We start from the raw sequence: 14413 nt of genomic DNA, 5'->3' as shown, positions 1-14413 counted from the left end.
TTGAAAATAACTCATATTTAAAACCAGATGAAGAATAAAAGCCGGCTTGCAGCAATTTTTGGATTCGCAGTTTTAAGCTTCGGTTGTGTTAGTAAACCATTTCAACCACCACCCCAAGATTTTGAGATGTTGATAAAAGTGGGGAGCTCTGAGGATGATGTTAAGCTAGCCATGTTGGCCTGCGGCTACCCGAATGTTGGAGGTTTTTCCGGCGTACGCGCGACAGTGGAGGAGAAGGCTCGCGCTGAGCAATGTATGTTTCGTCAGGGATTTCGATACAAAGACGGTTGGGGTGGGACATGCTCACTTAAAGATTATTACCGGACTATGGAAGAGTGTAAACAGTAACTCTTTTAAAACGAGGATTGTTGTTCAATAGGGCTGTCAGTGGTCCTGAACCTCCTGCCAACAATGAGAACCAAATTTCTGGATTATGACGTTGTAAAAGCAGCGCGCTCTTTAGAAGAAAATATCACGAAGGGAATGCTTGGCGCTGTATTAATGGTTTTTGAATCTGAAGACTCTCGATATGAAGTTGAGTTCATTGATTGTGATGGAGAGTCGCTTGATGTTTGGACCGTTGATGAGAGAGATTTAGAACTTCTTAAACGAGGTGGATGAGGCATCCGGGATATCGCGTCATTAACTCTACGAAGAGACTATCCGAATGGATGTTAAAGACCTTTTGAAAAATCCGATGTTTGATCATGATAGTAATGTTGAAGTTACTGGATGGCTTGTGGATAGGGGAGACGGCTTGTTTATTTTGGGCGATCATCTTCCCGAGGATTTCGATTTTCCATATAGGTTGAAAATAGCAAACCAGAACATGATGTATCAAATATTACGTATGGTTCCTAGTTTAGGTGGTGGGCGTTCTTTGCTATTTTATAAAGTTCGGGCCATGGGTAAATTAAAGTGCGAACCGTTGGAAATTTTTGTGGAAGATTTGTTTATTCAAGAAGGACGAACATCTGGGGATTTTATGTTGGTGAAGTTTGACGAAAAATTGACTACTGGGTTTGTTCGTGATTTTGGAAACTACAATTTTGGCAAAATCAAGGGGCCGATGGGGGGCTGGTTAGAGGATTGAAATTATCGCTGGAATCAACTTGTTTGACCTCGTCATCACCCTTGTAGGACTAAAGCATCAATGTGATTGGTAGCGGCAGCGAGTTGCGTACCGGGCGGAGGGGCAGGTCTGCGTTGCCGTACACGCAACTGCATTAGACTAGCTACTTGCATCTCGGAAGATCAGATATGCCCTGCGCTTGAACTCGTGTCTTGATGTCAGATTTGACGGCGCCCCAAAATTGTAAGGTGTTTTATGGAGGTGTATTTTAGCTGGGAGTCGATAAATGGCGAGGTCGAGCCAGTTTGCCGCTCCGATAATGAAACCGAAGGTGTCATCGATATCGTTGGGTGTTTATTAATGGACGATGGAGGGCTCGGTTACGCCAAGTCTGTTTCTTGGTTGGATGAAGGGCTGCGCGCGGTCGCTGCTGTTAAGTCAGGCGAAGCAGACAGTCAAGATTGGTCGAGAGAGACTTGGGGAGCATACCTGTGTGGCGAGAAGGCTGAAATTTACTCGTTAGAGGATGAAAGTTTCAAGAGGGATATTGACATCGATCGCTTTCAAAGAATTTTGGGAGCGTGGCGCAATTTTGTCGTAGCGGTGCCAAGATTGGGATCTCGTACTGAAATCTTCGAATATTAGTTAATTTGTAGCCTTCTTCGATCATGGGTGCGGAATTTGGTATGAACAGGGTGCTCGACTCAACTGAGAGCGGCTAGTTGTGTTGAAAAGGTGGAGTTGACGGATACTATCCCCGAAGGCTTGACGATTGAGCTGCCGTTGTCGAAGCAAGGCGAGAAGGTGGTCAAGATCAGCGGCGGCTGCCTCCCTGAAAGCAAGGACGGTGCTGAGGTCGCACTGGTTTGTAATTTCTTCTGGGGCAAGCACCAGATCGTAAAAGACGTTCGATTCCAGTTTCGACTGAGCCGGGCAGGGCGTGCGGCGAGCTTGGTTTCTTAAAAAAAGGAATTCCGCAATGAAGACAGTCAGTTTTCCATCAGGCCGCGCAGTGCCAGTACTCGGCCAAGGCACCTGGAATATGGGCGAAGACCCGTCCCGCAAGGGCGATGAGGTCCGCGCGCTGCAAATGGGCCTCGATCTTGGCATGACGTTGATCGACACCGCCGAAATGTACGGCGAGGGTGGCGCGGAGTTGGTCGTCGGCGAGGCGATCGCCAGCCGCCGGTCCGAGGTCTACCTGGTCACCAAAGTCTATCCGCACAACGCCAACCTGGAAGGCACGCAGGCGGCCTGCGAGCGTAGTCTCAAACGGTTGAAGGTCGATTGCATCGATCTCTATCTGCTGCATTGGCCCGGATGCTTCGCGCTGGACGAGACCTTCGACGCTTTCGAGGCACTGAAGAAGGCCGGTAAGATCAAGGAGTACGGCGTCAGTAACTTCGACCTGGAGGGCATGCAGGACGCCGTCGATTGCGGCGCCGTGGCCACCGACCAGGTTCTCTACAACTTGATGAAGCGCGGGATCGAGTTCGATCTGCTGCCGTGGTGCCGCCAGCAGGGCTTGCCGGTGATGGCCTATTCGCCGCTGGAATCGACCGGCCGTGAACAAGCCGCGCTGTTTGGCAATCCCGGCCTGGTTGCCGTGGCCGAGGCGCATGGCGTCACGCCCGCGCAGGTCGCGTTGGCGTGGGTGCTGCACCAAGAGGGAGTGATCGCCATCCCCAAGGCCGTCGATCCTGTACACTTGCGCGCTAATCGCGCCGCCGCCGATATCCGCCTCTCTGCGGAAGACCTGGCGGCGCTGGACCGAGCGTTTCCACCGCCGCGCCGTCGCCGTGCGCTGGATATGCGTTAAATGACGAATTACTTATGCTAAACCGAATCAAACAATTCTTCGCTGCGAAAGACATTAGTAACCACATCCTGCTTAACGCCTACTGCACGGTGGCCGACGCGCCCAAGCTCGATTTCGCGCATATGCTGAACGCGCGACGCGATTTGTCCGATCCTGAATTGCAGCCGCATCTCAATGGTTTCATGAACTTCGTGGCGGACGCCGGCCAGGGCAACATGACGCGCGTGCGCTACCACGCGATTCGCCACATCCAGCGCGTGCGCCAGCACGTCAGCCTGGCCGTGGAGGAGGGTGAGATGGCTCGTTTCTCCGCGTGGGCGAAGGCGGCCAACGCCATCGTGTTCATGGCCGATGGCAGCGTGCGCGATCCGCTGGGACGCATTCTTTTGCCGGCTTCCGGCGACGATGGCGATCCGCACGCTGTGGTGCCGTACCCGCCGCAGGCCTGGGAGCGCAAGGCGCGCAGCGACGAGCTGCTCGCCGCCCGCAAGGTCACCGTCCCGGCGGATCTGCCGCCGCTGGTGTCCGAGCCGGAACTGCGTTTGCGCGCGCCAGAGGATGTGCTGCGAAGGATGCTGGCCTTGTTCGTGGTGGCGATACGCGCCGAGTCTTTGAACGGCGAGACGCCGATTACGGCCGCCGATCTTCAACAGCGCTTTCCGCCGGCGTTTGCCGGTTTGACGGACGCGGAGCGTGCATTCCTGGCGCAGGAGGCGCCAACGCAGCAGGAAATCACGCAATTCCTGTGGCGCTACGAGGCCATCCTGGTGTTGCAGTGGGCCTTGGGGCTGCAGGATGCGTTGCCGTTCGCGGACGCGATCTGTGATGTGTCGTCGATCTCCCGCACCGCCATCGAGCGCGGGACCGAAGGCTTGCGCAAGCAGCCGGCAATGCGGTCGGCGACGGAGATTTTGGACGCGCTGGATTTGCACTATCGTCAGCATTGGGCCACTCGCCAGGCGCTGTTGAAGAAGTACCCGGCACCGGCGGGCTTGAACGATGGCGTGCTGCAGGAGCGCCATCACGCGTTGAACTGGCTGGTTCGATTCGAAGACCGTGATTGGGACGAAGTCGATACGCCCACATAACGGCTGTCTCGCCTGCGCGCCACGTCTGCTAGGATAGACGTTTTGCAAACGGATAGAGGCGCGGGATGATTTACAGGCACCGGCTGGCACTGCTGGCCACCACGACCGCGATGGCGGCACTCTGCGTACCGGCGCGGGCGGCGGTGGAACGTATCGAAGTGATCGAGCGCACGCCGTTCGCGGCGGGGATGACTTTCGGCGACGCCGGTGCGTATGAAAAGATACGCGGCGTCGCTTACTACGCGTTGGATCCCAAGTCGAAGTCCAACGCCGTTATCGTGGATTTGAAGCGTGCACCCCGCGATGCGCGCGGCCGAGTGGTTTTCTCCAGCGAGTTCGTACTGCTGCGCCCAATCGGAACCAAGCCTTCCAGTTTGATTTATGACGTCAACAACCGTGGCGGCATCGCGATCATGGGGCAGGTCAATGGCCGCAGCCCGGTCAACAACGATCCCACCACAGCCGCCGACGCGGGTGACGGTTTCCTGATGCGCCATGGTTACTCGCTGCTGTTCTCCGCCTGGACGTGGGACGTGGCGCCGCAGGCTGCCGGCGCGCGTCCGCTGGTGTTTGCGCCGCCGGTTGCCAAGGGTATCAAGGGCAAGGTGCAAAATGAATTCACCGTCAACGCACCGATCGATATCGCGGTCTACGCGGGCCAGCGTGGCCTTACCTACGAACCGGCCAAGCCTGGCGATCCCAAAGCGCAGTTGACCCAACGGGCGCGTCCCGCCGATAAGCGTAAGCCCATCCCGCGCAGCAGCTGGAGTTTCGTGGCGCCGGAGAAGAAGGGCGGGCCCGGCCGCGTGCAGTTGGACGGCGGCTTCAAGCCCGATACCATTTATGAATTGACGTACGTGGCGAAAGACCCTTACGTCACCGGAGCGGGGCTGGCTGGCATACGCGATCTGCTGGCCTACTTCCGTGATACACCGTTTGAGGGCGCGCCCGTGCCCAAGGCTGTGCTCATGTTTGGCATCAGTCAGTCCGGCCGCCTGATCGGCCGGATGCTGCACGATGGTCTGAATGTGGACGAATCCGGGCGGTTGGCTTTCAGCGGCGCGTACCTCCAAGTGCCTGGCGCCGGCGGTTCGGCGGGGTTTAATAGCCGCTTCGTACAGCCTACGCGTCACCCGTCGATGATGGAGGAGCATGAGTATCCGGCGGATGCCTTCCCGTTCACCACGGCGCCGTCGCGCGATCCTGTTAGCGGCAAAACGGCGTCCACCCTTGATCGGGCGCGGGACAAGCAGGGGAATTTGCCGAAGCTGATTTACGCGAACACATCGACCGAGTACTGGAATCGCGGCGCTTCGCTGATCACCACCACCACGGATGGTGCGCGCGACGTGGCGCCGGCGGACAATGTGCGGGTCTACGGCTTCATGGGCGCGCAGCATTATGTCGGCCGTTCGCGTGTGCGCGCGCCGTTCACGGCTTGCGTCTCCACCAGCAATCACTATTTGCCTATGCGGGCGTTGATCGTGGGGCTGGAGCAGTGGGTGGTCGACGGCAAGCAGCCGCCGGAGAGCGCTTATCCGCAACTGGCCGACGGTTCGCTGACGACGGTTGCTGATTATCGTGCGATCTTCCCCAAGGGCTTGGGGTTGATACCGCCGGAGCAGAATCTGCGCGAGCCGAGGTTGATCGGTGGCGGGGTGCCGGTTAAACGTGGCGATGAATACGAGACGCGCGTGCCGACGCCGGATGCCGATGGCAATGACCGGGGCGGGGTGCGGTTGGTGGAGTTGCAGGCGCCTTTGGGGACCCATACGGGGTGGAATTTGCGGGCGCCGGAGACGGGGTTTGCTTGGGCTACGTCGCGTTTCGATGGGAGTTTTGTGCCGTTTGCGAGGACGGAGGCGGAGCGGGTTGCGGCTGGGGATCCTCGGCCTAGTTTGGAGGTGCGGTATCCGACGCGGGGTGATTTTGTGGCGGCTGTGCAGGCGGCGGCGGAGCGGCAGGTGGCGGCTGGGTTGTTGCTGCCGGAGGATGTGGCGAGGACGCTGGCGGAGAATGTGGGGTTGTATGATCGGATATTGGCGCGTGATCCTTCGGATCAGGGGTGCGGGTATTTGTTTGCGGAGGCACGTAGGGCGGATTAGCGTAGCGTAATCGGCCATCGATGCGCCGCCGACGGCGCGTACATGGCCGATTACGGCGTTCCGCCTAATCCGCCCTACGTGTCTCTGTGGAAGTGAATCGCGTCCCGTAGCACTTGCTGCATATGCTGGTCATGCTTCGCTTGGTCTTCGTCCGCGCTGTTTGTGGGCGCTGCCTTGCCGTCGCGGCGCTGGCTCAGCTCTTCCAGCGCTTGCGTGAGATAGGCTTCTTCGTTGCCGAACCACTCTAACGAGACTTTCTCACCCAGCATGCGGTGGCGCAGTTGCTCCCGCTGCCGCTGCCAGCCGATCAGGCGATTGAGGTCGGGCGTGGCGCCGAAATTTTGCGCCGCCAGCAGTTGGTCGTGCGCGCTCAAATACGCGTTGTAGCTGGTCGCAAGCTGTCCCGCTTCGCGCGCCGCGTTGGCGGGCAGGTGGCGATTCAGGTAGTCCAGTAGTGCCTGAAGACCTCCCTTGTCGCCGCCTCCGAGCAAATAGGAATCCATCACTTTACGCAGCGCGCTGTCGGCGATCAGCTCCTGATTGTCGGTCAGCGCGATATCCGACGATATAACACCGGGCCCGCGGAGCGGCGATGCACCGCGAGACGGCGCGGCGCCCGCTACCACAGGCGCCGCCATCGTCGGCGAAGGTATGGGTGCGGTGGCCGGTTCGTCGTCCGGCCAGCGCGCCCACATGAGCGCTGTGGCGCCGAGGATGCCGCCGGCGGCTGCCGCCAGCATCACCGGCCAGCGTTTTTTCTCCGCCTGGTACGTCATCAGAAGGTCGGCCAGCCGTTGGTGAAGAACAGGTCGCTGATGAACAGTACGCCGTTGTAGTTGTTCTGGCTGTCGAGACGATGGCGCACCATCGCGCCGTTGCTGATCGATTCGCCGCCCGGTGCGATGAAGCGCGCGCCACCCGAGTCGAGCACGGTGCCGCCGCCGTTGCGCATGTCGACGCCATTCTTGTCGACATACGGCCCGGTGATGCTGGTGGAGCGGCCGTAGGAGATGTGATAGGTGCTGTTGGCGCCCGCGCAGCAGGTGCCTTTGGAGACGAACAGGTAGTAGTACGAGCCGTTGGCGATGATGAACGGGTTTTCTATGCCGGCGGCGTCATCGGCCAGACGGTATTTGGTGCCTATGGGTTTGAGTGTGTTGGCGTCCACCCGCGTCAGGAAGATCCCATCCCAGAAGGAGCCGTAGCTTAGCCATGGCTGCCCCGATTTGTCGACCACGAAGTTGGGATCGATCGCGTTGAAGTTGTCGCCCGGTGCGGACGTGATGACGACACCCTTGTCCGTCCAGTTACCTTGGGCGATGCTGCTCGCAGTGGCCAGCCCGATCGCCGATTTCTGGTTGCCGAACGTGGACACCGCGTAGTACATGATCGCCTTGCCGTTCCACACATGAATGTCCGGTGCCCACACGGTTTTGCTGTTGCCGTTGTACTGGCCCCACCACGACAGGCCGCCGCCGAAGATGCTGACGCCTTGCGTCCACGCGCGGCCATCTGGGGAGTATTTGACGCCGATGCCGGTGTCGCTGGTCTCGGTGATCCACCAGGTATTGCCTTCCTTGTAGACGCTTGGGTCGTGTGTGACGACCGCGCCGGTCAGCGTCCATGTGGTGGCGCCGGCGTTGAAGGATGAGGCCAGCGTCAGGCAGCCGACGGCCGCCCACTTTTTCAGGTGCGTGAATTTACTCATGTTTGTCTCCGTTTTTATTGGTGTGTGCAGCCAGCCCATGCTGTGCCACACACCGGTGCCCGTCTAATGACTTTTTTCACATGGTTGATATTCCGATCTGTATCGCGACTACATATATATATGTAGTCGCCTTACATATCCGACGCCACCATAGGAGAAAATAATTCAGATTCCAGTTGATGTTTACTGTAGTTCTGCTACATTTTGTGTGGGAGACAGTATTTCCCTAAACATAACGATAAGGACACATGATGATCAATTCGACACAACGCAGTCTGATGAAATCCCTTTGCGCCGCAGGTTTGTTGAGCGCACTGATGGCGGTGCCGGCGCATGCCGCACTCAACGCGCCCGATACCTCGGTGCAGATGTTCCGCTGGAAGTGGAACGACATCGCCAAGGAGTGCACCAACTGGCTCGGTCCCCAAGGTTACGGCGCGGTGCAGGTGTCGCCGCCGACGGCGGCGGCCAGCCTCGGTACATGGTGGGATGTCTACCAGCCGGTCAACTTCAATTCGCTCAAGAGTAATATGGGCACGGAGGCCGAGTTCCAGGCCATGGTCAACACCTGCCACGCGGCCAAGGTGCGCATCTATGTCGACGTGGTGGTGAACCACGTGGCGGCGGGCGCCGGCACCGCGACCGACGGTTCGACCTGGAATTCGACGTCGCTGACGTATCCCTTCTTCAGCGGCAGCGATTTCCATCCGGCTTGCGATATCGCCGGCGGCGACTACGGCTCGCCCGGTAATCGCAATAATGTGATGTTCTGCCGCCTGAGCGGCCTGCCGGATCTGAAGACGGAAGGCGCGTACGTGCAAGGCCAGGTGAAAACCTATCTGAACAAATTGGTCGCCATGGGCGTGGACGGTTTGCGCTTTGACGCGGCCAAGCATATGCAGCCGTCCGATATCCAGGCCATCATGAGCGGCGTGACACAGACCACCACCTCCGGCGAGCCGCTGTGGGTGACGCAGGAGGTTATCCCGGACAGCAACGTGGTGAGATCGAGCTACTTCGCGGGCGGCACGCTGAACGAGTTCCAGTACACCTACGCGATCAAGGCCGTGTTCCGCAACGAGAATGGCGCCAACCTGTCGCAGATCCGCACCATCATGGGCACACCGGGTAATTGGGGCGGCACCTGGGGTTTCATCCCGAGCGAGAAGGCGACGGTGTTCGTCAACAACTGGGACACCGAGCGTAACAACAGCTCACTGGTGGCAAGCAATTACGTCTCCGGTTCGCCCAACGATACGCAAGGCACCAAGCGCTACGACCTGGCCAATATCTTCATGCTGGCGTGGCCTTACGGCGCGGCGCAGCTGCACTCTGGCTTCCGCTTCACCAGCTACGATCAGGGCCCGCCGAGCGCCAGTCCGTTCGACGCCAGCGGCGCGCCGCTGATCAACCAGCAGTGGGACTTCATCCACCGCTGGAGCGATATCTCGAACATGGTTGCCTTCCGCGCGGTGACGTCAGGTCAGGGCGTCGACAACTTCACCAACGGCACCGGCAACCAGATCGCCTTCGGCCGTGGCGCGAAGGGCTATGTCGCGATCAATAACGACAGCGCGACGTGGAACGCGTCGCTACAAACGCAGCTGCCTGCGGGGACCTATTGCAACGTCGTGCATGGGCAGTTGAACGCCGCAGGCACCGCCTGCACCAGCGACAGCGTGACCGTCGGCACCAATGGCGTGATCAGCGTGAGCATTCCCGGCAATGGGGGTTCGGTCGTGCCAGCGGTAGCGCTGCATATCAACCAGAAGGTGGGCAGTAGCGGTGGCGGTGGAGGCGGGACGTGCACCACGGTGCCGGTGACCTTCCGCGTGGCGAACGCGAACACGGTGGTCGGGCAGAACGTTTATGTGGTCGGTAACCGCGCGGAGCTGGGTAACTGGGTGCAGGGTACAAGCAACCAGTTGACGATCGAAGGCAGCGGCGCCAACGTGCCGTGGTCGCGCACCTTCCAGCTGCCACCGGCGACCGCCATCCAGTACAAGTTCATGAAGTACGGCGTGAGCACGGTGTGGGAGAGTAATCAGTCCACCGCCAGCGGCAATCGTGAAGCCACCACACCGGCGTGCGGCGGGACGCTGACCCTGGACGCGGGCAGCTTCAAGTTCTAATCTAGGCGGGGACTTAGTGCACGCTGGCTGGAACCGCTTTTTCCTGCTGCACGAGGATGAACGGGCTGACGACGACCGCCCACAGTTCGGCGTTGGCTTCCAGCCAGCCTTGCGCCTGCTCGTCGCTCACGCGCGCGAGCAGGCCGGCGTTCATCCATTGGCTGATGTTGACCTTGTCGTCGTGCGAGATGCGCACGGCGACATCGACCAGGTCGAGCGAGTTGGCGATCCACACCACGTTGCCGGCGGCGAAATGCTTGAGCAGTTCGGTCCATGGCATGCGCGCGGTCTCGCGGTTCACTTTGAGGCGCAGTTCAGTGTCGTTTTCAGGTTTGGTTTGCATGGTAAAAATGAGTCAGATAATGTCGATGGTCGGTTCCGGGCTGCCTTGCCATGTCAGGCGATAGGCGGCGCCTTTGCGCACGTTGCCCACCAAGGCGGGGCGGAAGCAGGCCAGGTTGGTGCCGCTCGGACGCCGCACGCTGGGGTAGATGATGCCGAGCGAGCCGCCGTCGAGCAGGCGTTCGGCCAGTGTCTGCGATTCGATGTAGCTGGCCGGCGACAGGCAGGCGTCGTAGCGCGGCTGGCCGCGCAGGTCGTGGAAGGTGGCGGTGAAGTCGGCCAGCATGCATTGATACTGCACGCTGTCGTCGAAGCGGTTGATTTCCGCGTATTCCACCGCCTTGTGAAAGCTCACCTCCGCCAGCGCGGTTTCCACGTCGAAGGCGCAGTACCAGGCGCCGCGCCGGCCGTCGTTGAAGCGGCTGCCCTGCGGATGCGCGTAGGTGAAGGCTGCGTTTACGATGCGGAAGTTCGGCACGCCGAACACCAGTTCATCGACGTTGATGCCGGCCGAGCCGCCGTTTTGCGTGCGCAGCCGCGCGTTGGTGGCGTTGTCAAGGTCGAACAGGTCGCGCAGCATGTCGTCGCTGTCGGCCAGCGGCGACAGCACGGAATCCTCCAGGTCGGCGAACCGGGATGGCAGCAAACGGCAAGTGTCGAACTGGCGCAGCGTGGTAAGGGGTGGAATCAGGCTGACCGGCACTTACAATCCTCCGCGGCGCGCATCTAATAATTGACGCACGGTTTGCATCGCCAGCAGGCCGCCGCCCAGCATGTACGCCAGCGGCGTGCGGCCTTCAAAAATCTGGTTGTTGTTGGGTAGGTTGACCCATTCGTCGGCGAGCTTGTCGCCGTAGATGATGTGCAGCGCCTTGTAGATGCCCAGCAGGTAGGAAATGCGGGTGATACAGTCCACCTCCAGCGTGCGTTCCGGGTTCTTTTTCCATTCGTACAGGGCGCTGCTCGACAGCCCGCCCAGCAGCTGGCGGGCGTCCTCGTCGCGCACATGCCACGTGGCGGCGAGCTTGAAAAAGCCCTTGAGGGCCGACTTCGATAACCGCTCGCGCTCGGCCTTGGCGTTCAGGTCCACCAAGGCGGTTGGCTCGAAGCGGCTGCGAGGGTAAGCATAGGTCAGATTCATAGATCCTCCGTTAATGGAGTACTTATACTCCTTTTTCGGATGAATAGCAATCGGGGAGTGAATCTGGCCGCGCTTGGCGCCTCAGGCCGGCTCTGCGTGCTCCACCAGGAGTTGTACTTTTGTTACGCCGTTGTACTCGTTGGCGTCCAGGCGGAAGGCGACTTTGGCCCGTTCGCCCAGCGAGTCGACGTGGCCGAACCAGATGGCGTCGTAGCGGGCGCCGTTCTTCTCTAGCAACAGTTTGAGGTGGCGCTCTTTTAATATGCGCTGGCTGACCACGCGGAACTCGTCGCAGAACACCGGCGGCGCGAAGCCCTGGCCCCACACCTGGCCGGCCATCAGGTCGATGAAGGCGGTGGTGTAGTAGGCGTCCTCCAGCGGGCCGTCGGTTTCGACGATGCGCTCCAGCTGCTGTTTGCTCAGCCACGCGCGGCCGACTTCCTCGAAGGCGGCGGCGAAGGCGTCGAAGGCTTCGGCGCGCAGGGTCAGCCCGGCCGCCATCGCGTGGCCGCCGAACTTGTCGATCAGGCTGGGGGCCTTTTTGTAGACCAGGTCGAGCGCGTCGCGCAGGTGGAAGCCGGGGATCGAACGGCCCGACCCCTTGATCCAGCCGTCGGCGCCGGGCGCGAAGGTGATCGTCGGCCGGAAGAACTTTTCCTTGAGCCGCGAGGCGACGATGCCAATCACGCCCTGGTGCCACGATTCGTCGAACACGCAGATGGTGCTGCTGTTGGCCGGTTCGAAGGTGTCGAGGTGCAGCAGTGCGGTGTCCTGCATCTCGGCCTCGATCTCGCGCCGTTTCAGGTTGATCTCGTTGAGCCGCTGCGCCAGTTCCCAGGCGCGGCCCTCGTCGTCGGTGATCAGGCATTCGATCCCGAGCGACATGTCTTCCAGGCGGCCGGCGGCGTTCAGGCGCGGGCCGAGCGCGAAACCGAGGTCGAACGGGCTGGCGGTGCGCGGCTCGCGTCCGGCCACGCGGAACAGCGCGGCCACGCCGGCGTGCATGCGGCCGGCGCGCATGCGTTTGAGCCCTTGCGCCACCAGGATGCGGTTGTTCGGGTCCAGCCGCACCACGTCGGCGACGGTGCCCAGCGCCACCAGGTCGAGCAGGTTGTCCAGCTTGGGCTGCGGCTGCGTCTCGTAGGCGCCGCGCTTGCGGAATTCGGCGCGGAGCGCCAGCAGCACGTAGAACACTACGCCGACGCCGGCGATATGCTTGCTGGGGAAGCCGCATTCGGGCTGGTTCGGGTTGACGATCACGCGCGCGGCGGGCAGGGTATCGGCCGGCAGGTGGTGGTCGGTGATCACCACCTCGATGCCGCGCCGGTTGGCCTCGGCCACGCCGTCGATGCTGGCGATGCCGTTGTCCACCGTGATGATGATGTCGGGCCGCTTCTCGCGTGCCGTCAGTTCCACGATCTCCGGCGTCAGGCCATAGCCGTATTCGAAGCGGTTGGGGACGATGAAGTCGATGTTGGCGCCCATGGCGCGCAGGCCGCGCAGCGCGACCGCGCAGGCGGTGGCGCCGTCGCAGTCGTAGTCGGCCACGATGACCATGCGTTTGCCGGCGGCGATGGCGTCGGCCAGGAAGACGGCGGCGGCGCCGATGTGCAGCAGGCCCGATGGCGGGATCATCGCCGCCAGCTCGCTCGACAAATCCTTGATGTCGGTCAGGCCGCGCGCCGCGTACAGGCGCGCCAGCACCGGATGGATGCCTCCCTGGCGCAGCATTTCGGATTCGCGGTAAGGGCAGGGACGGGTGGCGATACGGGTCATGTGCGGACGGTACTCAATAAAGTGTTCAGGTTTTGCTTGCGCCAGAATTTGCGCTGGGCCAGTTTGGTGCTCGAGACGGTCATCCAGCTGTGACGGTGGCTGATCACCAGGGTGACGCGATCGACGCGGCCCTCCTTAAGCGCCGCCAGCAGCGGCGCGAACCACTCCTGTTCCAGGCGCTGCACGCGTGCCAGCCAGTCGGCCCAGTCGCCGGTTTGCGCCGATGGAATCAACTCCGCCAGCACGGCAGTGACGGCGCCGCCTTCATTGCCCGCATCGGCGATCAGCCGCGCGGCCTCCGGCGCGCGCCGCCCGGGGGCGGCCAGCGCCTGCATCCATGACGGCGCGCCGGCGCTGGCCACCCACAGCGGCAGCGCCGCCGGGGTCACGGGTCCCGAACCGCCCCACAGCCAGAACGAATTGACCTGCTGCAGGCCGCGTTCATGGCGTGCTTCGTTGACGGGGTGTTCGTGCCACAGCATCTGGATCTCGTTTTGCAGCTTGCGGTAGTCGCGCGCGCGGTCGCCCTCCGGCACCCAGTCGCTGATGTACTGGGTAGTGGCGGCGTCCGGCGACGCCGTGCGCAGGCCGGACCAGTCGTCCGCGCGGGCGAACCACAACCCCGGCGTGGCGTACAGCAGCGGCTTGCCCAGTTCCTCGAAGTAGGGACGGGCGAGGTCGTACAGGCTGCGCGATTCGTCTTCGGTCAACTGCAGGGCGCGCGGGTCCGACAGCAGCGAGTGGGTGCGCGAGATCTGGATATTGGCCGGCTGGACGACGAACCAGTGGCCGCTGGCCGCCGCTGCCGCCAGCTCCGGACCGCAGCCGCGCATGGCGGCGGTGGCCACGGGGGCGCCGGTGTCCGGATGGTCGGGCGCCGGCGCCAGGCCGAGGGCGTGGCTCAGCCACGCCTCATGCGGCAGCACGCGGCTGTTGTTGTCGAAAGTGTTGGTGTTGACATCGCTGTGGCGCGATATTAGCGCCGCCAGTGCGGGTGTTTGCAGGGCGCGGATCAGATCGCGCGCCATCTCCGGTGGGGGCAGCGCGTAAGGCAGAACAAGGGTGATTTCAGTCATTCCGAGATTGTAGGGCATTGCGGCGGGGACCGAAAAAATCTTTCCAGCAAAATGCGGATAGACTTGTCAAGTTAAAAACACAACATTCCAGAAAGATATTGAAAATAAAATCACTAACATGGATAAAAATCAATTGTCCAAAATCAAATCTGTA

16 protein-coding genes are annotated in these 14413 nt (G+C 60.9%); 9 read left to right on the top strand and 7 right to left on the bottom strand.

Going from position 1 to position 14413, the window contains the following annotated elements:
- Nucleotides 1-27 precede the first annotated feature (27 nt).
- From NHH88_20100 to NHH88_20065, 8 genes are all read left to right on the top strand, one after another.
- Nucleotides 28-348, top strand: coding sequence for a hypothetical protein (locus NHH88_20100; protein USX11995.1), 321 nt, complete (start codon nt 28-30; stop codon nt 346-348).
- Nucleotides 349-411: 63 nt separating this feature from the next.
- Nucleotides 412-621, top strand: a complete 210-nt coding sequence (locus NHH88_20095) for a DUF4926 domain-containing protein (GenBank protein USX11994.1) — start codon at nt 412-414, stop codon at nt 619-621.
- A 46-nt stretch (nt 622-667) separates the two neighbouring features.
- Nucleotides 668-1093: a hypothetical protein gene (locus NHH88_20090; GenBank protein USX11993.1), complete on the top strand. Its 426-nt coding sequence runs from the start codon at nt 668-670 to the stop codon at nt 1091-1093.
- A gap of 234 nt (nt 1094-1327) precedes the next feature.
- Nucleotides 1328-1717, top strand: coding sequence for a hypothetical protein (locus NHH88_20085; protein USX11992.1), 390 nt, complete (start codon nt 1328-1330; stop codon nt 1715-1717).
- A 96-nt stretch (nt 1718-1813) separates the two neighbouring features.
- Nucleotides 1814-2035, top strand: a complete 222-nt coding sequence (locus NHH88_20080; protein ID USX11991.1) for a hypothetical protein — start codon at nt 1814-1816, stop codon at nt 2033-2035.
- Nucleotides 2036-2051: 16 nt separating this feature from the next.
- Entirely contained in the window at nt 2052-2891 is an 840-nt protein-coding gene (locus NHH88_20075) for an aldo/keto reductase (protein USX11990.1), read from the top strand.
- Between the two features lie 14 nt (nt 2892-2905).
- Nucleotides 2906-3979, top strand: a complete 1074-nt coding sequence (locus NHH88_20070) for a DUF4272 domain-containing protein (GenBank protein ID USX11989.1) — start codon at nt 2906-2908, stop codon at nt 3977-3979.
- Between the two features lie 65 nt (nt 3980-4044).
- Complete coding sequence (locus tag NHH88_20065; GenBank protein USX11988.1) at nt 4045-6084, top strand: alpha/beta hydrolase domain-containing protein; 2040 nt, start codon at nt 4045-4047, stop codon at nt 6082-6084.
- A gap of 74 nt (nt 6085-6158) precedes the next feature.
- Here the strand turns inward: NHH88_20065 and NHH88_20060 are convergent, their stop codons facing one another.
- Together NHH88_20060 and NHH88_20055 are read right to left on the bottom strand one after the other, a co-directional pair.
- Complete coding sequence (locus NHH88_20060; GenBank protein ID USX11987.1) at nt 6159-6860, bottom strand: hypothetical protein; 702 nt, start codon at nt 6858-6860, stop codon at nt 6159-6161.
- Nucleotides 6860-7792: a glycoside hydrolase family 43 protein gene (locus NHH88_20055; protein ID USX11986.1), complete on the bottom strand. Its 933-nt coding sequence runs from the start codon at nt 7790-7792 to the stop codon at nt 6860-6862. The genes NHH88_20060 and NHH88_20055 overlap by 1 nt, the downstream gene beginning before the upstream one ends.
- 278 nt (nt 7793-8070) lie before the next feature.
- Between NHH88_20055 and NHH88_20050 the strand changes: the two genes are divergently transcribed.
- A complete protein-coding gene (locus NHH88_20050) occupies nt 8071-9924 on the top strand; it encodes an alpha-amylase family glycosyl hydrolase (GenBank protein ID USX11985.1) in 1854 nt (617 codons plus the stop codon).
- 13 nt (nt 9925-9937) lie between these two features.
- Here NHH88_20050 and NHH88_20045 read toward each other — a convergent pair whose 3' ends face one another.
- The 5 genes from NHH88_20045 to NHH88_20025 all read right to left on the bottom strand — a co-directional run bounded on the left by NHH88_20045 (nt 9938) and on the right by NHH88_20025 (nt 14259).
- Nucleotides 9938-10267 carry a DUF2288 domain-containing protein gene (locus NHH88_20045; GenBank protein ID USX11984.1) on the bottom strand — a complete coding sequence of 110 codons (330 nt, stop codon included), beginning with the start codon at nt 10265-10267 and terminating at the stop codon, nt 9938-9940.
- 12 nt (nt 10268-10279) lie between these two features.
- Complete coding sequence (locus NHH88_20040) at nt 10280-10969, bottom strand: RES family NAD+ phosphorylase (protein USX11983.1); 690 nt, start codon at nt 10967-10969, stop codon at nt 10280-10282.
- Nucleotides 10970-11407: an MbcA/ParS/Xre antitoxin family protein gene (locus NHH88_20035; GenBank protein ID USX11982.1), complete on the bottom strand. Its 438-nt coding sequence runs from the start codon at nt 11405-11407 to the stop codon at nt 10970-10972.
- A gap of 81 nt (nt 11408-11488) precedes the next feature.
- Nucleotides 11489-13183, bottom strand: a complete 1695-nt coding sequence (gene recJ / locus NHH88_20030) for a single-stranded-DNA-specific exonuclease RecJ (protein USX11981.1) — start codon at nt 13181-13183, stop codon at nt 11489-11491.
- Nucleotides 13180-14259, bottom strand: coding sequence for a hypothetical protein (locus tag NHH88_20025; protein USX11980.1), 1080 nt, complete (start codon nt 14257-14259; stop codon nt 13180-13182). Before NHH88_20025 ends, recJ begins: the two co-directional genes overlap by 4 nt.
- Nucleotides 14260-14413 lie beyond the last annotated feature (154 nt).

The organism is Oxalobacteraceae bacterium OTU3CAMAD1 (genome assembly GCA_024123915.1).
Taxonomy (GTDB): Bacteria; Pseudomonadota; Gammaproteobacteria; order Burkholderiales; family Burkholderiaceae_D; genus Rugamonas.
The sequence above is the reverse complement of the archived record's forward strand: the minus strand, read 5'-3'. Positions and strand labels throughout refer to the sequence as shown.